This window comes from Ruegeria sp. YTSA108, assembly GCF_059610185.1.
Genome location: NZ_JBXWND010000001.1, coordinates 560,195 through 579,374, shown reverse-complemented (window position 1 = coordinate 579,374; position 19,180 = coordinate 560,195). Strand labels below are relative to the sequence as shown.

24 protein-coding genes and 1 tRNA gene are annotated in these 19,180 nt (G+C 56.9%); 11 read left to right on the top strand and 14 right to left on the bottom strand.

Going from position 1 to position 19,180, the window contains the following annotated elements:
• Positions 1–113 precede the first annotated feature (113 nt).
• A complete protein-coding gene (nrdR, locus tag AC2FHW_RS02920; protein WP_142634651.1) occupies positions 114–584 on the top strand; it encodes a transcriptional regulator NrdR in 471 nt (156 codons plus the stop codon).
• Positions 581–1,681 carry a bifunctional diaminohydroxyphosphoribosylaminopyrimidine deaminase/5-amino-6-(5-phosphoribosylamino)uracil reductase RibD gene (gene ribD, locus AC2FHW_RS02915; protein WP_496707877.1) on the top strand — a complete coding sequence of 367 codons (1,101 nt, stop codon included), beginning with the start codon at positions 581–583 and terminating at the stop codon, positions 1,679–1,681. The genes nrdR and ribD overlap by 4 nt, the downstream gene beginning before the upstream one ends.
• Here ribD and AC2FHW_RS02910 read toward each other — a convergent pair.
• The 3 genes from AC2FHW_RS02910 to AC2FHW_RS02900 all read right to left on the bottom strand — a co-directional run bounded on the left by AC2FHW_RS02910 (position 1,678) and on the right by AC2FHW_RS02900 (position 6,208).
• Complete coding sequence (locus tag AC2FHW_RS02910) at positions 1,678–3,684, bottom strand: capsule polysaccharide biogenesis protein (protein WP_496728075.1); 2,007 nt, start codon at positions 3,682–3,684, stop codon at positions 1,678–1,680. The genes ribD and AC2FHW_RS02910 overlap by 4 nt on opposite strands.
• Positions 3,684–4,817 carry a polysaccharide biosynthesis/export family protein gene (locus AC2FHW_RS02905; RefSeq protein WP_142634645.1) on the bottom strand — a complete coding sequence of 378 codons (1,134 nt, stop codon included), beginning with the start codon at positions 4,815–4,817 and terminating at the stop codon, positions 3,684–3,686. The genes AC2FHW_RS02910 and AC2FHW_RS02905 overlap by 1 nt, the downstream gene beginning before the upstream one ends.
• A 92-nt stretch (positions 4,818–4,909) precedes the next feature.
• Positions 4,910–6,208: a capsule polysaccharide biogenesis protein gene (locus AC2FHW_RS02900; protein WP_271946281.1), complete on the bottom strand. Its 1,299-nt coding sequence runs from the start codon at positions 6,206–6,208 to the stop codon at positions 4,910–4,912.
• A 138-nt stretch (positions 6,209–6,346) separates the two neighbouring features.
• On the opposite strand from AC2FHW_RS02900, the gene AC2FHW_RS02895 reads away from it, so the two are divergent.
• The 5 genes from AC2FHW_RS02895 to AC2FHW_RS02875 all read left to right on the top strand — a co-directional run bounded on the left by AC2FHW_RS02895 (position 6,347) and on the right by AC2FHW_RS02875 (position 9,563).
• The gene (locus tag AC2FHW_RS02895) at positions 6,347–6,934 is read left to right on the top strand and encodes a riboflavin synthase (protein ID WP_496821378.1); all 588 of its coding nucleotides are present in this window, start codon (positions 6,347–6,349) and stop codon (positions 6,932–6,934) included.
• A 109-nt stretch (positions 6,935–7,043) separates the two neighbouring features.
• A complete protein-coding gene (ribB, locus tag AC2FHW_RS02890; RefSeq protein WP_142634638.1) occupies positions 7,044–8,165 on the top strand; it encodes a 3,4-dihydroxy-2-butanone-4-phosphate synthase in 1,122 nt (373 codons plus the stop codon).
• A gap of 2 nt (positions 8,166–8,167) precedes the next feature.
• Entirely contained in the window at positions 8,168–8,719 is a 552-nt protein-coding gene (locus AC2FHW_RS02885; RefSeq protein ID WP_271946285.1) for a 6,7-dimethyl-8-ribityllumazine synthase, read from the top strand.
• Positions 8,716–9,198, top strand: coding sequence for a transcription antitermination factor NusB (nusB, locus tag AC2FHW_RS02880; protein ID WP_271946288.1), 483 nt, complete (start codon positions 8,716–8,718; stop codon positions 9,196–9,198). Before AC2FHW_RS02885 ends, nusB begins: the two co-directional genes overlap by 4 nt.
• A 59-nt stretch (positions 9,199–9,257) precedes the next feature.
• A complete protein-coding gene (locus AC2FHW_RS02875) occupies positions 9,258–9,563 on the top strand; it encodes a hypothetical protein (RefSeq protein ID WP_142634632.1) in 306 nt (101 codons plus the stop codon).
• A 112-nt stretch (positions 9,564–9,675) separates the two neighbouring features.
• Here AC2FHW_RS02875 and AC2FHW_RS02870 read toward each other — a convergent pair whose 3' ends face one another.
• Complete coding sequence (locus AC2FHW_RS02870) at positions 9,676–10,503, bottom strand: TauD/TfdA dioxygenase family protein (RefSeq protein ID WP_496678226.1); 828 nt, start codon at positions 10,501–10,503, stop codon at positions 9,676–9,678.
• 90 nt (positions 10,504–10,593) lie between these two features.
• Between AC2FHW_RS02870 and AC2FHW_RS02865 the strand changes: the two genes are divergently transcribed.
• Positions 10,594–11,490 carry a LysR family transcriptional regulator gene (locus AC2FHW_RS02865; RefSeq protein ID WP_496678223.1) on the top strand — a complete coding sequence of 299 codons (897 nt, stop codon included), beginning with the start codon at positions 10,594–10,596 and terminating at the stop codon, positions 11,488–11,490.
• Between the two features lie 275 nt (positions 11,491–11,765).
• Here AC2FHW_RS02865 and AC2FHW_RS02860 read toward each other — a convergent pair whose 3' ends face one another.
• Both AC2FHW_RS02860 and AC2FHW_RS02855 read right to left on the bottom strand, forming a co-directional pair.
• On the bottom strand, positions 11,766–12,191 hold the full coding sequence (locus AC2FHW_RS02860; RefSeq protein ID WP_281972322.1) for an SRPBCC family protein: 426 nt from the start codon (positions 12,189–12,191) through the stop codon (positions 11,766–11,768).
• A complete protein-coding gene (locus AC2FHW_RS02855; RefSeq protein ID WP_271946295.1) occupies positions 12,188–12,508 on the bottom strand; it encodes an ArsR/SmtB family transcription factor in 321 nt (106 codons plus the stop codon). The genes AC2FHW_RS02860 and AC2FHW_RS02855 overlap by 4 nt, the downstream gene beginning before the upstream one ends.
• A 113-nt stretch (positions 12,509–12,621) precedes the next feature.
• Here AC2FHW_RS02855 and AC2FHW_RS02850 point away from each other — a divergent pair, with 113 nt between their 5' ends.
• Complete coding sequence (locus AC2FHW_RS02850) at positions 12,622–13,053, top strand: MmcB family DNA repair protein (protein ID WP_281972321.1); 432 nt, start codon at positions 12,622–12,624, stop codon at positions 13,051–13,053.
• 4 nt (positions 13,054–13,057) lie between these two features.
• On the opposite strand, the gene AC2FHW_RS02845 is transcribed toward AC2FHW_RS02850, so the two are convergent.
• Entirely contained in the window at positions 13,058–13,246 is a 189-nt protein-coding gene (locus AC2FHW_RS02845; RefSeq protein WP_142634620.1) for a DUF6324 family protein, read from the bottom strand.
• A gap of 77 nt (positions 13,247–13,323) precedes the next feature.
• On the opposite strand from AC2FHW_RS02845, the gene AC2FHW_RS02840 reads away from it, so the two are divergent.
• Together AC2FHW_RS02840 and AC2FHW_RS02835 are read left to right on the top strand one after the other, a co-directional pair.
• A complete protein-coding gene (locus AC2FHW_RS02840) occupies positions 13,324–13,806 on the top strand; it encodes a GNAT family N-acetyltransferase (RefSeq protein WP_271946298.1) in 483 nt (160 codons plus the stop codon).
• Positions 13,807–13,853: 47 nt separating this feature from the next.
• Positions 13,854–13,930: transfer RNA gene (locus tag AC2FHW_RS02835), tRNA-His, on the top strand.
• A gap of 149 nt (positions 13,931–14,079) precedes the next feature.
• Here AC2FHW_RS02835 and AC2FHW_RS02830 read toward each other — a convergent pair.
• The 7 genes from AC2FHW_RS02830 to AC2FHW_RS02800 form a co-directional block, all read right to left on the bottom strand.
• Positions 14,080–14,886 carry an ABC transporter permease gene (locus AC2FHW_RS02830; protein WP_271946300.1) on the bottom strand — a complete coding sequence of 269 codons (807 nt, stop codon included), beginning with the start codon at positions 14,884–14,886 and terminating at the stop codon, positions 14,080–14,082.
• Positions 14,883–15,770 (bottom strand): ABC transporter permease, encoded by an 888-nt coding sequence (locus tag AC2FHW_RS02825; protein WP_142635158.1) that lies wholly within the window; start codon positions 15,768–15,770, stop codon positions 14,883–14,885. The genes AC2FHW_RS02830 and AC2FHW_RS02825 overlap by 4 nt, the downstream gene beginning before the upstream one ends.
• A gap of 72 nt (positions 15,771–15,842) precedes the next feature.
• The gene (locus AC2FHW_RS02820) at positions 15,843–16,556 is read right to left on the bottom strand and encodes a transporter substrate-binding domain-containing protein (RefSeq protein WP_271946303.1); all 714 of its coding nucleotides are present in this window, start codon (positions 16,554–16,556) and stop codon (positions 15,843–15,845) included.
• Positions 16,557–16,589: 33 nt separating this feature from the next.
• Positions 16,590–17,366, bottom strand: coding sequence for an ABC transporter ATP-binding protein (locus tag AC2FHW_RS02815; RefSeq protein ID WP_271946306.1), 777 nt, complete (start codon positions 17,364–17,366; stop codon positions 16,590–16,592).
• Positions 17,367–17,512: 146 nt separating this feature from the next.
• Positions 17,513–18,235 carry a phosphate/phosphite/phosphonate ABC transporter substrate-binding protein gene (locus AC2FHW_RS02810; protein WP_496678203.1) on the bottom strand — a complete coding sequence of 241 codons (723 nt, stop codon included), beginning with the start codon at positions 18,233–18,235 and terminating at the stop codon, positions 17,513–17,515.
• A gap of 5 nt (positions 18,236–18,240) precedes the next feature.
• Positions 18,241–18,678 carry a tellurite resistance TerB family protein gene (locus tag AC2FHW_RS02805; protein WP_142634608.1) on the bottom strand — a complete coding sequence of 146 codons (438 nt, stop codon included), beginning with the start codon at positions 18,676–18,678 and terminating at the stop codon, positions 18,241–18,243.
• A 20-nt stretch (positions 18,679–18,698) separates the two neighbouring features.
• Positions 18,699–19,148: a tellurite resistance TerB family protein gene (locus AC2FHW_RS02800; RefSeq protein ID WP_142634606.1), complete on the bottom strand. Its 450-nt coding sequence runs from the start codon at positions 19,146–19,148 to the stop codon at positions 18,699–18,701.
• Positions 19,149–19,180 lie beyond the last annotated feature (32 nt).

Below are 19,180 nucleotides of genomic sequence, written 5' to 3'. Positions count from 1 at the left end.
TTTAGCGGTGAAAATTTCCGACTACCCAAATCCTAGAGGCTGCCCTATAGTTGTGGATAAGTGGGCCACAGCGCTTACTAAAAGAGGCGGAACAAGAGACGAGGAGACGGCGGATGCGCTGCCCGTTTTGCGGAAATATCGACACTCAGGTCAAAGATTCACGCCCGGCAGAGGATCATGTCGCGATCCGCAGGCGCCGTTTCTGCCCGGCTTGCGGCGGACGGTTCACCACCTATGAACGCGTTCAGTTACGCGATCTGGTTGTGATCAAAACCAATGGAAAACGCGAGGATTTCGATCGCGACAAGCTGGAACGCTCGATCCGTATCTCGATGCAGAAACGCCCGATTGATCCGGAACGCATTGATCAGATGATCTCGGGTATTGTGCGACGGCTGGAAAGCATGGGCGATACCGACATTCCGTCCAGCAAGATCGGTGAAATTGTTATGGAAGCTCTGGCGCGGATCGACACCGTTGCCTATGTTCGGTTTGCAAGCGTGTATAAGAATTTCCAGGCGGCCGATGATTTCGAGGAGTTTGTCCACGAACTGCGCCCGCCGCAGCCTTCGACGGACGAGTGAGCGAAACAGATAAGCGATATATGGCGCTGGCCCTTGACTTGGGGCGGCGCGGACAGGGGACATGCTGGCCCAACCCATCCGTTGGCTGCGTACTCGTACAGGACGGGCGGATTGTTGGGCGTGGTTGGACGCAACCTGGCGGTCGGCCACATGCAGAAACCGAAGCGTTAAGACAGGCGGGATCGCAGGCGCGTGGCGCGACTGCTTATGTCTCGCTTGAACCCTGCGCCCATCACGGACAGACCCCGCCTTGCGCTCAGGCCTTGATTGAGGCCGGTGTGACGCGTGTTGTTTCAGCCATCGAAGACAGTGATCCGCGTGTGGCTGGGCAGGGCTTTGCCATGCTGCACGAGGCTGGGATTGACGTGACAACCGGTGTTCTTGCGGATCAGGCGGCCCGCGACCACGCCGGTTTCTTTCTAAAGACCGAACAGGGCCGGCCATTTGTCACGCTTAAACTGGCCAGCAGTTTTGACGGGCGCATTGCGACCGAAAGCGGCCATAGTCAGTGGATTACGGGTCAGACCTCGCGGCGGGCTGTTCATGCCATGCGGGCAACGCATGATGCCGTTATGGTTGGGGCGGGTACGGCGCGTGTAGACGACCCCTCTCTGACAGTTCGGGATCTTGGGATTGAACGTCAGCCTGTGCGCGTTGTCGTTTCGCGCCATCTGGATATCCCGTTGATGGGTCAACTGGCACGCACCGCCTCGAAAATTCCGGTGTGGTTGTGCCATGGTCCGTCACCGGATGCCGAACGTGCAAAAGCGTGGGAAGGACTGGGCGCAAGGCTTATCCCCTGCGCGTTACGCGATCATCACATTGATGCCGCTGACCTGTTGCTGCAGTTGGGGCAGGAGGGTTTGACCCGCGTCTTTTGCGAGGGCGGATCGTCCCTTGCTGCGTCGCTTTTGGTGGATGAACTGGTTGATGAGTTGATCGGCTTCAGTGCCGGGCTTGCGATTGGTGCCGAAGGATTGCCTGCCATCGGGGCGCTTGGTATGGATCGTCTGGATGAGGCCCCACGGTTTGAACTGCTGGAGACCCGCATCATCGGTCAGGACGTGATGCATCGCTGGGCGCGGGCATTGCGCTAACGGCGCCAGAGATGCGCCTGTGTTGCGAAAACGCCCTGTAGTTTCGAGAGCAGTCTAAGGCCATGACCCGATCGGCTCTGGTAGCCGTCTGTCAGCCTTTCCAATACCACTTCCGGAGGGCAGGGCATGCCGGTGACAGGGTCCAGATACCTCGGGTAATCGATCAGTGCGGCATGAATCAATCCCAGCAGGGAGGGCCGTGCACCACGACGGGCGGGGACGGATCCCAAATCCTGCGTCAAACCCCAACCAGCATAAAAGGGTGCGCCGAGCGTTGTGACCGGCAATCCGCGCATCAGCGCCTCGAACCCTAGCAGAGAGGTCATGGTCCAGACCTCCTGAACCTCACCCAACAATGCGGCGGGATCGGTGTTCTTGACGATCAGGTCTGCTAGCCCCTCAGCTTCGGCCTCACCTTCACGCAGGCCAGCTTCGACATCGGGATGCGGTTTATAGATCAGAACGGCGGTCGGGTTCATCTCGCGGGCGGTGCGTAGAAGTTCGGTATTGGTGCGAACGGTGCTGGTTCCAAACAGGATCGAGGCATCGTCCTCGACCTGTCCGGGCACCAGAATGCGGTGACCTTTTGGCAAGTCCGGAACCGGGCCGCCGGTGTTATATTTGCTGACCGCTCCGGCGATAATCTGTGTCACCAACCGCTCGGCCCGCAATTCCTGATCCGGCCGCAGGGTCTCCCGCTTGGCGATCATCTCTTCCAACCTGCTGGGTTTGGTCGGGTCGTAATAGATCCCAAGGTCATCTAGCGACAGCGACAGAGGCGGCACAAGGCTGGCCCCCAACCCACGGGACCGAACGAAGCCATCCTCGACCCGTGTGACGTTTTCCATATCACGGCCGTGCCGCGCCCAAACCATGTGGGGACGATCTGGGTTTTCGGGAACGTCAGGCGTGAATTTTACCTTTTTCTCGCGCCCAAACATGTGCTGCAGGTGCCTGCGTTTCCAAAGCCGCATCCCGGATGCCGTCCAGCCCTTGTGATCTTGTCGCCAGGCGCGGGTCAGACCTTCAAGCGTGTCCAGCACGGATTCGAATTCGCACAGCTGATCCCGATAGGGATCGTACCACTTGGGATAAAGAACCATGGTGGCGGCGAAGAGTTGCGCGCGCGTCAGGTTTCGTTGGCGTCTTGGGAAATGGGCTTCGTCTTGGGTAAGACCCCATCCGGCGTAAAACGGTTGGCCGAAGACGCGGGGTTTGTGACCGGCCAATATGGCCTCGAACCCAAGTTGCGAGGACAGGGTGTAGACGCCCACAGCACCCTCTAACAAGGTCCAGGGGCTGATGGCGCTGTGCTGAAAGGATACGCGGTCGGTCAGATCATCGGCAGAGTAATATCCGGGCCGGTGCCCTGCGATCGTGTCGGGGTGGGTTTTGATCAGAACGGTCGCGCCGGGGTTCTCCTCTTGCGCCATAACCAGCATCTCGCGGAACCGGGCCTCATCGCCGCCGCTTGCCCTTACAGAAGCATCGTCGCGTGCTTGATCGACAACCAGGACATACCCTGGGTCCGGCGCAGGGGTCGCGGGATCATAGGCGGAATACTTACTCAGATGCAGTTCGCGCAGCCGCGCCATCCCGCCACGTGCCCGGTTCAGCAGGGCCGTATTATCCAACGGGTCGGTCGCAAGAAGTGTTTCCAGATCCGAAGGCTGTGTTGGATCAAAATGCACACCGCTGCGATCAAGCAGCAGTCCCAGCGGAGCATCGCCATTGCGTCCTGAGTGCAGAGATCGCAGGAATGCATCCTCTACGCGCAAGATCGGAGTATTGTATTTGGTCGCTATACGCAGTCCACGATGTGCCGTCGGGCTATTGCCCCAGATACCCACCAGATCCGACCCCTTGGGCGTGCCGATGCCGATATCATATCCGGCCAGTGACAGAATTCTCCGCACGCGCGCGGCTGTCAGAAATCCGCCATTATAGACCAAAAGACGACTGCGTTCGGCCTTGGCATGCGTTCCTTGAGGAACGGAGGGCATCATCCGCCTGTCAGTGTCGTGACATTGGCAAGCGGGGTCAGGCCACCGGCGATCAACGAGATGGATTTGCTCCATTGCGCGTAAGGTGCTTCGGTGACGTAAATTGTGTCATCATCGCGGATGACAAAGTCACGGGCGATGAAAAGGCCATTGGGTGCTGTCAGGTTCAGCACGTAGATCATGCGCTGCTCTCCCTGCAGGTCCGGTTTTCCCATGACTGACCGGACAATGTCCTGTCGTTCCTTTCGTAGAACGAAAATGCCGGTCGGGTCCGAAGACAGGGGCTGTAAGCCACCAACCTGTGCCAGCGCTTCCAGCGCGGACAGATCCTGACTGTCGAATGCCACGCGCGACTGACCGCCCGTCGCCCCCAAGGCGACATAGGACCGGTTGTCGGCTTCGACTAGAATGCGGTCGCCACCCCGCAGGGCAACGTCAAATTCCGGGTTGCGGAACAAGTCATTGTACCAGACCGTCCCTTTTTGATTGCCTCGGATCAGTGTCACCAGGGCGATATCGGACCCTTCGATCACGCCGCCAGCCCGTGTCAGCATTCCGGCCAGTGTGCGGGTTGGTCGTTCGATCGGATAGATCCCGGGTGCGGACAGGGTGCCCGACAGCGAAACGGTTGATCCGTCCCCGGCGATACGGCGCACTTCGACCTGAGGATCAGGGGTCTGATCCTGGAGCTTTTCCGTGATCAACATGCGAAGCTGTTCCGGCGTGTTTCCGGCTGCGCGCAGGCGCCCGGCATAGGGAACAAAGATGAAGCCCTCGCTGTCGACCTGTACCTCTTCCAGGGATGTTGAGGCGCCGGTCTCTCCGGATAACAGCCCGTCATCTACGTTTTCCCAGATTGTCAGGCCCAGTACATCACCCGGACGAACCGTGTCGGCGGTCAGGTTCTGAGCGCTACGGAAGGTTTGCGAGAACCCGTATTGAGGCACTGCCGACGTGACCTGCGCCACCCGGTCGTCGACCTCAACAACATAGGCGTTTCCACCTTTCGTAGTCGAACCGGCAAGGATTTCGGATTTGTTTGGGCCGGTTTTAGGTAGTTGGCACGCGGCCAGCAGGCCAAGAGCGGCCACAAGGGTTACACCCCGTCCCCATCGGATTGGAAAGCGCTGCACTGCCGAATATCCTCGAACGTCTTGGTTTTGGTCTTTTGTTTCCAGCAGCGTACTTGTTTCCAACTGCAATCGCCAGCATCAAGAGGGGTGATTTACTCAACGATCCTCAACTGTGGCGTCCGCGCCTCTTTGTCGGTCAGCACGGATTGGTAGGGATCTTTCGCCCTTAGCATCATATCCACGGCGCGCCTAAGCAACTGTCGCCGCCCTCGGCGTGAATAAAACCCGCCGGGGACCTGACTGGTTTCAAGCAGAAAACGCCTATAGCTTTGATAGGCTTCGGTATCGGGGATATCTGGATTGGAAAAGAAGTCAGTGATCGGTTGGCTGGAAACAAATTCGGGCTTGTCATAGATCGATTTGCCAAAGGCGAGCAGAGGAATGCCGCGCCACAATACCTGCTGACCCGCAGTTGAATTGATCGTCACGGCCGAGCTCGCTTCGTTGAGCAATGTGGCCAGTTTGCCCCCGGGTACATAATGGACCCGATCAGCGATATCCAGTGTTTTGGCCAGTTTGCGTGCCACCTGGCGCAATGGTTCCCGATGATTTTCCAGCGGGTGTTCTTTGATGACCAGATGATGGTGCGTTGGTGCGCCATTTGCAAAACCGTGCAGTACCTGCTCAAGAAACTCGGACATGCAGTCAAAGTCCGAGTGTGACTGAACCGAACTGTCATGTCCCAGTTGCAGCAATGCCAAGTGATAGGGAAACCCGCCCCGCCGGACTCGCTCCGTCGCCACTCGCCGCCGGATTCTGTGGAAGGGCATCATTGCCAGCCGTTTGAAATACAGCCTGAACTCTTTCGAAACCGGTAGGTCACGGTGGGTTCGAAAATTGCGATACTTGCCGTTCAGGAACAGAACAAACCAATGATACAGCGCGCCATAGAAAATATGCTGTCGCATATCACCCCAATGCGTCGGAGGGGGCGGCATCGGCGCATCAGTACGCTCCAGCGCTCGCTGCATCTGGGTAACTTCCAGATTCATCAGATGCGAATTGCCATTCGTACCTGTGCGTTCGTAGGTGACCCACCAGGGCCTCAGATACCCTTCTTCGAAAACATGAACAGTGATCCCGTGGGCGCGGGCGATGCGGATGGCTTGGGCGTGGATTGGACGCGTATCGCCATACAGGACAATGTCTGTCACCTCGCGGCCGACAACCAGGTCAACAAATTTTGCCGGCCAGTTCTCGGGTTTGCCAGCATAGGGAATAAAGCTGGCCTTATCAGACCAGAAAGCCTGATCCCCGGCGTTGAAACCCACGCGCCACACCTCGGAACCCGCTGCGCGCAGGATCTTACCAAGCGCGCCAAAAAACGGCCCGTGCGGTCCTTGCAGGAAAAGAAATACGCGTTTTTGCGCAGCGCCGTTGAGTGGTAACATTTCTGCTGCTCTTGTCGTTAGATGAGGAATTATGCCTGTTTGTCGTATTTGCGGCAACCTGGGGCTTGCCCGTAGGCGCGCTTACGCTTACCTCGACGGTGAGCGCTGGCATCAGGTTAGAAACAGAGGGTTAACGCAATGTTTACGGGGATCGTCACAGATATCGGCACCATCACCGAACTGGAGCAGCAAGGCGATCTGCGGGCGCGGATCAAAACCGCCTACAATACCCCGGGGATTGATATTGGTGCATCCATTGCCAGCGACGGCGTTTGCCTGACAGTCATCGCACTAGGCGCAGACTGGTATGATGTGCAAATCAGCGCCGAAACCGTTTCGAAAACAAACCTGGATCGCTGGACCGTCGGCAAACGCGTCAATCTGGAACGCGCGCTGAAGGTCGGAGATGAGTTGGGCGGTCATATCGTGTCTGGTCATGTTGATGGCGTCGCAGAAGTGGTCGCCGTTCTGGACGAGGGCGACAGCACGCGGGTAACCTTGCGCGCACCCAAAGATCTGGCTCGCTTCATTGCGCCCAAGGGATCAGTTGCGCTGAACGGTACTTCTTTGACCGTAAACGATGTGGACGGGTGCGATTTTGGTATCAACTTCATTCCGCACACCAAAGAGGTGACGACCTGGGGGGATGTCGGCATCGGCGACCGGGTCAATCTTGAGATCGACACGCTGGCTCGCTATGTCGCGCGCCTCGCTGAAATGTCCTAGTCCACAATTCAACGTCGCGTCTGACCGGAACGGTGCCGCATGCGGTCTGGTCTTTGACCGCGCGGTGGTCTATCCACCCGGTCAAACTTGGCATGTGAAAGGCTGCCCCATGAGCTTTGAAACTCCCGGACCGGTCGAGGCCCAGCTGCGCGCGGCAATCAGCCCGATCAAAGAGATCATCGACGAGGCGCGCAGAGGCCGGATGTATATCCTGGTTGATCACGAAGATCGCGAGAATGAGGGCGATCTGGTGATTGCCGCCGAGTTCGCTGATGCTGAGGCAATTAATTTCATGGCCACCCATGGTCGTGGCCTGATCTGCCTGCCGATGACGGCGGAACGGATTGACACGTTGGGTCTGCCGATGATGGCGGTGAACAACTCGTCACGTCATGAGACCGCGTTCACCGTGTCGATTGAAGCGCGCGAGGGAGTGTCGACTGGCATTTCCGCTGGTGACCGGGCGCTGACCGTGGCGACTGCGATCAACGAGCAAAACACGATGGTCCATATCGCCACGCCGGGTCACGTCTTCCCCTTGCGGGCCAAGCGGGGCGGGGTGCTGGTGCGCGCGGGCCATACCGAGGCCGCCGTTGATATCTCACGCCTGGCCGGGTTGAACCCTTCGGGCGTGATCTGCGAGATCATGAACCCTGACGGAACCATGGCGCGGCTGCCTGACCTGGTCGAATTCGCCAAGGAACACGGGTTGAAGATCGGCACGATCAGCGACTTGATCGCCTACCGGTCGCGCAATGACAATCTCGTGGTTGAGACATCTCGGGAAACCGTCAAATCCGAATATGGCGGCGACTGGGAAATGCGGATTTTCACCGATCAGACCCATGGCATCGAACATGTCGTGATGGTCAAGGGTGACATCACCACGCCTGAGCCGGTTTTGACCCGGACCCATGCGCTGCACGAGGCGCCCGACATTCTGGGTCTTGGCCCGAAATCCTCACGTGAGCTGCCGCGCGCGATGGAAAAGATTGCTGATGAAGGGCGCGGTGTGGTCTGTCTGTTCCGCCAACCGCGCAACTCGCTCTATGCGGCTGAAGATGAGGGCCCACGCACCATCAAACAAACCGGTCTGGGGGCGCAGATACTGTCCAAGATGGGGATCCAGGAACTTGTGCTACTGACCGACTCGCCGGAAACCGTTTATCTCGGGCTCGACGCTTTTGGCCTGTCCATTGTCGGGACCCGTTCAATCCTCAGGGAGGACTGATTGTGGCTGAACAAGACAAACACGGCGTGCTGCCAACGCCGACATTCGACAAACCCGTCAAGCTGTTGATCGTTGTGGCCCCGTTCTATCGCGCCATCGCTGACAATCTGGTGGCTGGCGCAAAGGCCGAGATCGAAGGGGCAGGCGGCACCTGTGATGTGGTCGAAGTGCCCGGCGCGTTGGAAATCCCGACGGCAATCGGCATGGCAGACCGTCAGTGCAATTTTGACGGCTATGTCGCGCTGGGCTGTGTCATTCGCGGAGAGACCACGCATTACGAAACCGTCTGCAACGACTCCAGCCGTGCCATCCAACTGATGGGTCTGCAGGGTCTGTGCATCGGCAACGGTATCCTGACAGTCGAGAATGACGATCAGGCCGAAGTGCGCGCCAATCCGGAAAAAATGAATAAAGGGGGCGGAGCTGCCGCTGCGGCCTTGCATCTGATCGCGCTCAGCCGTAAGTGGGGCTCTTCCAAAAAGGGCGTCGGGTTCAAGCCGCCGTCCGAGTCCATCCTTGTGGCGGGCGACAGCAACGGACCCACAACAGCATGACCAAGACAGACGCGCCAAAACCGGCCAACCAGAAACGCCTGATGAAATCCGCCGCTCGGCTCTATGCCGTGCAGGCGCTGTTCCAGATGGAGCAATCGGGTCAGACAACCGATCAGGTTGTGACCGAGTTTCTGGATCACCGCTTTGGCGCCGTCTATGAGGGCGAGGAAATGCTGGACGGCGATATTCGCCTGTTCCGCAAGCTGGTTGAAGATGCGGTCAATTATCAGGCGCCGATCGATCAGATGACCGATCGCGCTTTGGTTGCCAAATGGCCGATTGCCCGGATCGACCCGACCCTGCGCGCGGCCTTCCGGGCCGCCGGAGCAGAGCTGACACAGAACGGCACACCGCCCAAGGTGGTCATCACTGAATTCGTCGATGTGGCGCGGGCCTTCTTCCCCGAAGGTAAAGAGACCAAATTTGTCAACGCAGTGCTGGATCACATGGCGCACGAGGCCAAGCCCGAGGCGTTCTGACGCGTTTACACGGATCAAATATGCGTTAAACTGAATATTATAGCGCAATGAGGTCCGCCATGCCCAAACTGATCCGTTTGTATATCACACAAGTGGCCTGGGGCTTTGCCATCTCGGCAATTTTTGTCGGGGTGCTTCTGGCCCTGAACGTCGCCAACCTGCGTCATCTGATTACTGGTTCTGATATCGGTCTGGTTGCTCTGGCGATGATCTGGTTCATGAACGGGATCGTCTTTGCCGGTGTACAGTTTGCCTATGCCATTATGAGCATGGCCGAAAAACCGGGCGGTCCGCGAGGTGGAACGCCGGTTTCTGTCAGGCTAAAGCCTGCCCTGATCAAACAAGAGGCACGTACAGGGCGTTAAGACACGTGACACGCCGGTTGAGGTGGACGCAGAGCTTGCCCGCCGTAATTGGTAGGTCAGGGCGTCAGTTTTAGTCTGACTGCGTTGTGTCTTTTCTCTGACAGGGTTCGGGTCATTCGGCAGACAAGGCGACACCCTCCACGGTAACCCTGTGCATCAATCGTCGAAATCCATGATAGTCATTGACCGCTTTGTGCCATGTGGCCCGATTGTCCCAGATGGTCATGTCGCCTGTTTGCCAACGAATGCGGCATTGGAACTCGGGTTGCTGGCAATGGTCATATAGCATTGCAAGGATGGCTGCTGATTCATCGGCGCTCAGGCCTTCGATTTGGGTTGTGAACACTGGATTCACATAAATACCGCGCCGCCCGCTGAGGGGGTGTTTTATGATCACAGGATGTCGCGCGTCTTGGGTGGCTGCCTGTGCATTGCTTAGCCGACCACTTTGCGCCGCTTCACTGTCCTGTGAGCTTGTTCCAAAAACGTGCCGAGACGAATGAACCGCCCAGAGCCCATCCAGAAAGCTCCGCATGGTAGGTGACAGCGCCTCATAAGCTGCACCCATCGAGACGAACAGTGTGTCGCCTCCAAAGGGCGGGGTTTCCAAAGCATGCAGGATAGACCCCATCGCCGGGATTTGGTCGTAGGAATGATCGGTATGCCAGCCCTCTCCGATGGCCTCTTTCTGATCCTTTTCCTTCAGCACCATAGCGATTTCTGGATGCCCATCGACCGGCCTGAAGAAGCGGTTGATGTTGATCGCGCCAAAGCGTTGGGCAAACGCCAGATGCTCATCCGGGCCGACATCCTGCGCTCTGAGTACGATGACAGAGTGCTGAGCAAAGGCCGTATGAATGGCGTCGAACTGGCTGCCGTCTCGGATATCGGCGCCGATGATCTCTGCGCCCACACCGCCGGTAAGTGGTCTGATGTCCATCTGCTTTCTCCCTGAGTTTCAAACGCAGGGTAGCGCATTGCTAAAGGTCGAAAAAACTGATTTAAAATTAGTAAAAAGAAGATTTTATTGATGATACGTTTCACTTTGCGCCAGTTGTCGTTCTTCGCCGAGACGGCGCGATGTGGCGGTATCGCGCAGGCAGCCAGGAACCTGAATGTTTCGGCCGCCGCTATTTCATCGGCAATCGACAAACTCGAAGATGTCACTGGTTTGACGTTGTTTGATCGCTTTCCTGCACGCGGGATGAGGTTGACCCGCGTTGGCGCAGCCTTTTTGACGGATTCCGACGCGTTGCTGATGCAAGCAGGCGCGCTCGGCAATCGGGCCGCTGTGATGGCTGAGGGTAAAACAGGGTCTATTGTGATCGGGACGCATTATGCGATTGCGCAGAAGATCATTCTACCAGCTGTTCTGGCTTTTCGCCAAAGCCATCCCGGTATCCGCATCGAGGTTGTTGAGGATGATTTCCCGAACCTCGTTGCTGCGCTGGATGCCGGCGAGTTGGACGCGCTTGTGGTGTTTGATCAAGGGTTTGAACCCCGACGTCATCACGTTGAAGTACTTAAAGAACTGGCGCCTCTGGTTTTACTTCCGGCCTCGCACCCATTGGCGCATGCCGACAGCGTACAGCTTGAGCAGCTGACAGGCATGCCCTACATTGCAGTGTCGCGTTCCGGTCCGGGTCCAAGCTATCTTGACCTGTTGCAGGCTGCCGGGCTTGATCCAGAAGTGCCGCTGACCTCGCAATCACGAGAGTTGGTGCATGCCTATGTTGGCAAAGGGCTTGGGTTCACGCTGGTTGGTTTTCCGCCAGAGGCGAGCCGCACGATAGAAGGCGATGCGGTCGTCGCGCGTCCGCTGGCACAGGATATCGGGTATTTTAATGTTGTGATTGTGCAGCCCCGTGCCATTCGGCAACCCGAACCCGTAAAAGCATTTCTTGATGCCTGTCTGATCCAGGTTTGATTAGCGCGATCTGGCCCGCAGGTCAGAACTCAGAGCTCGGAAATCCGGCTATTTCCTGCCGGAGTTTGGATCGAGTGTGGCGGGACCACCAGTCAACCGTGCGGTTTGATTCCCGAGGACCTGTATGTACAGGTGGGCGCCAGGTAATCAGGCCAGGACCTGAACAGAGCCAGCCCCCTCGGAATTGCTTAAGGCCACCAGAATGCTACCAGTCACAAGAAGGGCAGAACCCGCCACGGGCCTAAGTAGGGCGTCCGGCGGGTTCGCACAAGGGGTCAGGCGTCAACAGTTTCGTGCAAGGCCACGCGCATCTTGCCAAAATGCTCGTCCCAGCCATTGTCCAGCGCCAGGATCAGGCCAAAGGCCTCGGCACCTTGCGGCAGACCTTCGTGCAGCAGGTCCAGGCGTGTACCGCCCGCAACCGGTTCCAGCGTCCATTTCACGATGCTTACCGCGTCGCCCATCGGCTTAACCGTGAACGAGTATTCCAGATAAGACGGAGGGCGCGCCTCGCGGACCTCTCCCCAGATCAGCAGGTCGCCACTGGTCGTTCCGAACATCTCAAGCTTTTGGCCCTGCGCCAGGGGGCGTTCGGGTTTGTGAAACCATTCCGCCAACCGGTCGGGTTCGGTCAGATAGGCCCAGACAGTCTCGGGCTCGGCCCTCAGGAAGATGGATTTCCTTAGAACGGCATCAGTCATTTTGATTTCCTTTCAACAGCTTCTTTAAGAGAGTTAAGGCGTTCATCCCAGAATTGATCAAAGTAGCTGAGCCAATCCAGAACAGGGGCCATGCCTTTTGGTTCGAGTCGGTTTATGCGTTCCCGGCCACGGGCTTCGACGGCAATCAGGCCACCATCCGACAGCACGGTCAGGTGTTTCTTGACCGCCGCGCGGGTCATGTCGAAGCGATCAGTCAACTGAGCGATCGTCATGTCCTGCAGTGCTAACATCTGCACAATGTCCCTGCGGGTAGGGTCAGCCAGAGCGCGGAACGCGTTTTGAGTTTGGTTTTCCATATGCAACCTAAAGAGATACCATTTGGTTTCACATTAATGCAATACCAAATGGTACTATGTCAAGCCCTATGGGCTCACTTTACATTTGTTCACTAATTGTTCACATTTGGGATATGACATTGGACCTGCAACCCGGACAAAGACTTGCACGTGGCGTCGCCCGCCACCTGACGGCGCATGGCTTTGTATCCGTTGAGGAATTCGTGCCTATACGCGGACTGCGGGTTGATGTGATGGGGCTGGGTCCTAAGGGTGAGCTTTGGGTGATCGAATGTAAATCAAGCCGCGCTGATTTCCAGTCGGATTCCAAATGGCAGGGCTATTTGGAGTGGTGTGATCGATTCTTCTGGGCAGTGGATACGGAGTTTCCGACCGAGCTGTTGCCTGCCGAGACCGGGTTGATCATTGCCGATGCTTATGACGCCGAGATCGTGCGTATGGCACCAGAGGACAAGATAGCTCCGGCCCGGCGGAAGAAGATGATCCAGAAATTTGCCACAGACGCGGCCCGTCGCTTGCAGTCTCTGAGAGATCCCAGAATCTGATAGGTCAGCTTTTTACTGCCCGTGCGGCATGCGCGGCGGCGCGGAGCTCGTCGGCAATCTCTTCGGCTTCTTCTGGATCGAAATCCATTGGAATCTCAAGGTTTTCTGCTTCGATGAATAGGCGCACCATCCCCTGATCTGTTGGTCCGATCTGCAAATTCGCCTGAATGTCACTTTCGGTATTGATGCTCATGTGTGCCTCCGGGGATGAGAGTTCGTGCTAGCGCGCAAAGGCTTGAGAATCAAGTTACCTTTGCGTTCAAATAGGGGATGCACTCTATTCAGATCAGACCCTTTGAAGCTTTGGATGCGCCGTGGTTGGTGGCTGTGCATGATCTTTTGTATTCACGAGACGAGCGTTTTGACGACTCTTTTGCCGTGTTGGTGAAAGAAATCCTCGACGATTTCATCTCGGACCATGATGCCAAGCGCGAGCGTGGCTGGATAGCCGAATGTGACGGTAAACCTTTGGGCAGTATTTTCTGCGTTGCCCTGAGTGAAACGACCGCAAAACTGCGCTTGTTCTTGCTGTTGCCCGAAGCGCGTGGGATGGGCCTGGGAAAGCGGATGCTGGAGAGCTGCATGGGCTTTGCTCGAAGCGCCGGTTACACTGAAATGAGGCTATGGACGCATGAAAGCCACAAGGCTGCCTGTGCGCTTTATGGGTCCACTGGGTGGCAGTTGATGGATAGCAAACCGGTCCATTCCTTCGGGGTTGATCTGGTCGAACAAAGCTGGAAAATTCAGCTTTAATCCTCTTGCATTCCGTGAACGCGTTCGGTACATCGCCCTTCACAAGTGCCGCCTTAGCTCAGTTGGTTAGAGCGCTGGATTGTGGATCCAGAGGTCCCCTGTTCAAGCCAGGGAGGCGGTACCATCTCCCCGATTGTCAGAATATTCCCGAGCTAGTTCGGGCTCTACGCCGTCGCGCAAATCGAAGGGCTGCCTTTACTCAAAACGGTACCGACTTTTATTTGAGAAATTGTCTTTTCCGGGGATTGCAGCGGCTGCAACCCCGGTTGGGTCTTAGCGTGCCAGATTCAGGCGAAAGCGCATTTTTGTTTTTCGTTCCGCAGGTAAATGACGGTTCAGATGCTTGTTCACCAGGCCGAACCCCCCAACGATCACAAGCGTCAGTAAGATGAAATAGAAGGCAAGGATTGGATAGGCGACAAAGGGGTTGAACGTCTTGTCCGCGAAATAGCTTGCGTAATACAGCGCATCGCCTCGTTGCTGCCAGGCGGGGAAGGCCGAGAAGAACACCAGCGTGGTGGCATGGAACAGAAAGATCGCCTCATTCGTGTAGGCGGGCCAGGCAAGCCGCAGCATGGTGGGCCAGACGATCCGCCGGAAGCGAGACCAGCCGGACATGCCATAAGCATCTGCAGCCTCGGTATCGCCTTTGGGAATGGATCGGAGCGCGCCAAAGAAAATTTCGGCTGAATAGGCGGCTGTGTTCAGAAACAGAACGATCAGCGCCCCAATCCAGGCCGACGTCAGAGAATCGAACATCGGATAGGATTTCTTCAGCGACAGGAAGAAGAAATAGGCAAAGAAAAACTGAATGAACAGCGGCGAACCACGAAAGATGAAAATGAACCATTCCGAAGGTTTGCGCAGCCACAAACTGGGTGATGCTTTGCCAAGCGCCAGTGCTGTGGCCAGGAAAAATCCGGTCGCAAGCGCCATGACTCCGAAATAGATATTCCAGATCATACCAGACCCGATCAGGGTAAAGTGCTCACATAAGGTAAAGTCGGATTTTGGCAGCAGGCGCTCGCCATATCCAAGAGATCGCAGGCCGTAGTCCTGAATGGTCTGCAAGCAGCTCATGCGGTGGTCTCCTTGCGCAGCAATTCTCCGGCGGCGGTGGCCTGTCCGTGCGAGAGCCGGCGCATCAGGCGTTCAAGCCCGATCTCGGACATACGGGTGAAGCCAAGGTAGAAAACCAGCAGGAACAGGAAATACCACATGCGCCAGTCACCGTGTGGGTATTGCGTAAACTTCGGAGTCTTGGTGCTGCCCAGTTCGCGGGCCCAGTACACGATATCTTCGATGCCCAGAAGGAACAGCAACGGCGTGGCCTTGATCAGAACCATCCAGAGATTGCTGAGACCGGGCAGGGCATAAACCCACATCTGAGGCACAAGGATTTTCCAGAATGTCTGGCGACGGGACATCCCATAGGCTTCGGCGGTTTCCAGCTGTGTATAGGGTACGGCCCGCATGCCGCCGAACAGAACATTGGCGGCGAAAGCACCGAAAACAATAGAGAAAGTGATGACAGCCAGAAAGAACCCATAGGTTTCGTGCACCCATTCCGGCGAGGTGCCCAGTGGCAGTTTGGCAGATTGGCAGACGATAAAGTCGTTGCCCTGTCGGATCGAATCCGTCCAGTCCGGGCAGAGAATTTGATGCCGCGTCCATTCGAATGCCTGATCCAAAGCAATCACGAAGAACATGAAAAAGGCGATATCCGGCACGCCGCGCACGATGGCGATATAACCCTTACCCAGCCAACTGACCGGCAGAACGTGCGAACGGGCAGCCATGGCCCCGACGAACCCGAAACCCAGCGCTACGGGCGCCGTCACGGCAAGCAGAGCCAGTACCTTGAGGAAGGACAGGTAAAAGGACCAATGCACACCATTGGTCAGATAGCACGAGAACCAACGGAAGGTTCCCAGCGTGTCGGGATCAGTGCAGAACGAAAAAATGGCGGGCCTCTTCAGGTGGTAAAGGCGCTGGGGCGGCGCGCCCGTAGACTGGGGCACGCCGCCGGATCAGAATTAGAAGGTCGAAGACACTTCCCATTTGGTGATCAGCTCGTTCAGGCTGCCGTCATCCTTCATGGATTGGATGGCTGCGTTGAGCTTTTCTTTCAGCTCACCGTCGGATTCACGGACGCCAATGCCGACGCCACCACCCAGCGGAACCTCATCGGCCACAAAGCGCAGATCTGCGTCTTCGTCGACGATCGGGGCAAGGAAGGATTTGTCGGCCAGAACCGCATCGGCCTCACCGTTGCGTACGGCAGCGATGGTTTCCTCGGGGCTGGCGAACTCGACCAGGGTCGCGCCGGATTCGGCGATATAGCCAGCCTGAATGGTGCCAGTTTGTGCGGCGACCACACCACCTGCAACATCGGCGTCATCCGACATTGCTACATAGGCGGAGGGATCCGGCGGTGTGTAGTTCTGGGTAAAGTCGATGACCTCGTCACGCTCGTCGGTGATCGACATACCAGCGATGATCACATCGTAGTTGCCCGAGACCAGGTTCGGAATGATCGAATCCCAGTCGTTCTTGACCCACTCGCAGGTCAGGTCTGCGCGTTTGCACAGCTCGTCGCCCAGCTCGCGCTCAAAGCCGTCGATCTCACCTGCGTCATTGACGAAGTTCCAAGGTGCATAGGCGCCCTCGGTCCCCATCCGGATGGTGTCTGCCATAGCCATGCCTGCGCTCAGCGCAAGGGCCGCAGTGGTCAGGATCAGTTTTTTCATTGGATACTCCCCAGTTTTGGTTCTGATCTGAAGTTATGCCGCCTGAGTGGCGGAAAGAAAGCCCTGAAGCCGTGGAGATTCAGGGGTAGTAAAGAGATCTTCAGGCAGGCCTTCTTCTTCGATGAGGCCCTGGTGAAGGAAAACGACATGGCTAGAGATATCAGCGGCCATTTTCATGTCGTGGGTCACAATGATCATGGTGCGGCCTTCTGCAGCCAGGTCTTTGATCACCTTGATCACTTCTTGTTCCAATTCGGGGTCCAGCGCCGACGTGGGCTCGTCAAACAAAAGCGCCTCGGGCTCCATGCACAGCCCCCGCGCGATCGCGGCACGCTGTTGCTGGCCACCAGACAACTGTGCGGGGTAGGCGTCGCACTTGTCGCCAATACCAACTTTTTCAAGGTATCTGCGTGCGCTGTCTTCAACTTCTTTTTTGTCACGGCCCAATACCGTTACAGGTGCTTCCATCACGTTCTGCAGGATGGTCAAATGAGCCCACAGGTTGAACTGTTGGAAAACCATCGACAGGTTTGTGCGAATGCGCAGAACCTGTTTCGCATCAGCAGGCCGGCGCGTGTGGCTGTTACCGGACCAACGAACAGGTTCACCCTTGAAAAGGATTTCGCCCTGCTGGCTGTCTTCCAACAGGTTGCAGCACCGCAATAAAGTGGATTTCCCAGACCCCGAGGACCCAATCAAAGATACGACATCGCCCCGTCTGGCAGTGATATCCACACCCTTCAGCACTTCCAGATTGCCGAAACTCTTGTGTAGGTTCTTGATCTCAATGACGGGAGTTGAATCTGTCACGGTTGGTCCAGGTGTTATTGGTGTTGGTGCGGTACTAGGGCTTAAAAATCAGATCAATGCAATGCGCAAATGACAGAGTAAGCGGGTGATTCCGTCAATTTGACGAAGCGTTCTGGTCAATTTGATCATGAATTATCCATCGCAGTTTACAATTTCGACGGATTTGGGACGCGCAGATAATCTTTGGCAGGAATAGAGATCAGGTCATGCAGGTGCAGAAGGTTCCGATCTTGCGGTGATATGGTTTGAATCGCGTTGCGAACAGCGCGTGCGATCTGAGCGGCATCCTGATCTTTCGCTGTGATATAAGGTAGCGCGGGGGTTGGGGTTGTTTCGGCGACCTCACGCAGAGCTTCTGGAAGGTCGGAATGGACCTTCAGAATCTCCCATGTCAGCGCATCCAGCGCGGCATAATCGGCACGGCCCTCGGAAATGGCTTGAGCAGACAGCGCATGACCACCGGCTTGCAGAACCGACGATGGTGTTCGGTGGTATCGTTCAAGGTGAACCATTGGGGCGGCCCATCCGGATTGCGACAGCGGTTCATTATAGGCAAAAACACCATCGGCCAATTCATCAAGGTCGCGGGGGTCGTGGCGGCGGGCTACAAAAACCGACCGGTAATGGCCAGGTGGGCAGCCAGGCAACGCGTAGTCCGGCGTTCCAACCAACTGCACCTTGCCATGCAGCCGGGTGCGATAGGGCATGCCGCAGGTCTGGGCAAAAACCAGATCCGGGTCCAACCAGACATCCCAGACATCCCGGTCTCGGTTTAGGTTTGCGGGGCCATAGCCAAGGTAATCCCGAATCGATGCCCAAAACCGATCATTCGCAGGGCGCAGCGCAGGCATGTCGTACATGCCCAGCATGGCTATCAAGATTTGGCAGCCTTTTGACGGGCCATTGCAGAGTCGACATCACTGATGCCCAGCAGGCTGACGACCAGTCGCAGTAAGGAATCCTCTTCACCCGTGCGGTGCCCATCCGCCAGAGCGACCGACCACAAGGCCTGAACGACTGCCAGGCGGTCGTCATAGGCAACGGCCTCTTTGATTGCGCGAGTGAACCGTACGGTGTCCGGTGCTTCGGCCTCGAGATCTTCGGCGCGGGCGCGCAGGCCGGCGGCTTCGAATGGGGATAGGTCATAGCGTTCAACCGAAATCCGGTCGATCCGCGCCATTTCACTGTCGGCATAGTCGTTGTCAGATCGGGCAACGCGCACCAGCAGGGCCGTCAAGGCCAGTCGAGCATCGTCATCGGTGAAAGGGGCGGGCTGAGGCTGGGTCAGTCGAGACAGAAAATCACTAAACATGAGACAGGTATAGAGAGGCCTTACGCCTCTTCCAAGCGTCTTTGCACACGCTTTCTGGCGGTCTTGCTGTCGTTAAAGCTCAGACCCATGGCGATGCGGGCTTCTTCGACGATTTTCATCTCGCCCTCATCTGTATTCCCGTCGGCCAGAACCACCTCCCAGAGGGCATCCAAAGCGGCCAAGCGCTCGTGCAGGTCCGTGGTTTCCCGGATCAGCTTACCGAACGTGTCCGTTTCCGGTGCAGCTGCGTGCAGTTTCTCGCACGTGGCGCGGACCTTTGCGGCTTCGATCGCATTATGTTGATAAAGTCGGGCGAGGATACGGTCGATCAGGCTGATCTCTTCCAGCTTATAATCCCTGTCCGCTTGTGCAACGCGCACCATAAGCGCCCCGAGTGCAAGTTCAGCGTCTGGGTCGGGCAGATTGTCGTGTTGTGGCGGGCGGAAAGCCTGAAAGAGTTTTTTCAACATGGTCAGAGATTATTCCATATTTGATAACCCGC

Coding starts and splice junctions, on each gene's coding strand:
- AC2FHW_RS02860 (WP_281972322.1), bottom strand. CDS start 12,191: ATGACTGATGCCGTTCTAAGGAAATCCATCTTCCTGAGGGCCGAGCCC.
- AC2FHW_RS02910 (WP_496728075.1), bottom strand. CDS start 3,684: ATGCCCTCCGTTCCTCAAGGAACGCATGCCAAGGCCGAACGCAGTCGT.
- AC2FHW_RS02840 (WP_271946298.1), top strand. CDS start 13,324: ATGCACTCTATTCAGATCAGACCCTTTGAAGCTTTGGATGCGCCGTGG.
- AC2FHW_RS02895 (WP_496821378.1), top strand. CDS start 6,347: ATGTTTACGGGGATCGTCACAGATATCGGCACCATCACCGAACTGGAG.
- AC2FHW_RS02820 (WP_271946303.1), bottom strand. CDS start 16,556: ATGAAAAAACTGATCCTGACCACTGCGGCCCTTGCGCTGAGCGCAGGC.
- AC2FHW_RS02870 (WP_496678226.1), bottom strand. CDS start 10,503: ATGGACATCAGACCACTTACCGGCGGTGTGGGCGCAGAGATCATCGGC.
- AC2FHW_RS02810 (WP_496678203.1), bottom strand. CDS start 18,235: ATGCTGGGCATGTACGACATGCCTGCGCTGCGCCCTGCGAATGATCGG.
- AC2FHW_RS02805 (WP_142634608.1), bottom strand. CDS start 18,678: ATGTTTAGTGATTTTCTGTCTCGACTGACCCAGCCTCAGCCCGCCCCT.
- AC2FHW_RS02845 (WP_142634620.1), bottom strand. CDS start 13,246: ATGAGCATCAATACCGAAAGTGACATTCAGGCGAATTTGCAGATCGGA.
- AC2FHW_RS02830 (WP_271946300.1), bottom strand. CDS start 14,886: ATGAGCTGCTTGCAGACCATTCAGGACTACGGCCTGCGATCTCTTGGA.
- ribB (WP_142634638.1), top strand. CDS start 7,044: ATGAGCTTTGAAACTCCCGGACCGGTCGAGGCCCAGCTGCGCGCGGCA.
- nrdR (WP_142634651.1), top strand. CDS start 114: ATGCGCTGCCCGTTTTGCGGAAATATCGACACTCAGGTCAAAGATTCA.
- nusB (WP_271946288.1), top strand. CDS start 8,716: ATGACCAAGACAGACGCGCCAAAACCGGCCAACCAGAAACGCCTGATG.
- AC2FHW_RS02875 (WP_142634632.1), top strand. CDS start 9,258: ATGCCCAAACTGATCCGTTTGTATATCACACAAGTGGCCTGGGGCTTT.
- AC2FHW_RS02865 (WP_496678223.1), top strand. CDS start 10,594: ATGATACGTTTCACTTTGCGCCAGTTGTCGTTCTTCGCCGAGACGGCG.
- AC2FHW_RS02850 (WP_281972321.1), top strand. CDS start 12,622: ATGACATTGGACCTGCAACCCGGACAAAGACTTGCACGTGGCGTCGCC.
- AC2FHW_RS02800 (WP_142634606.1), bottom strand. CDS start 19,148: ATGTTGAAAAAACTCTTTCAGGCTTTCCGCCCGCCACAACACGACAAT.
- AC2FHW_RS02900 (WP_271946281.1), bottom strand. CDS start 6,208: ATGTTACCACTCAACGGCGCTGCGCAAAAACGCGTATTTCTTTTCCTG.
- AC2FHW_RS02855 (WP_271946295.1), bottom strand. CDS start 12,508: ATGGAAAACCAAACTCAAAACGCGTTCCGCGCTCTGGCTGACCCTACC.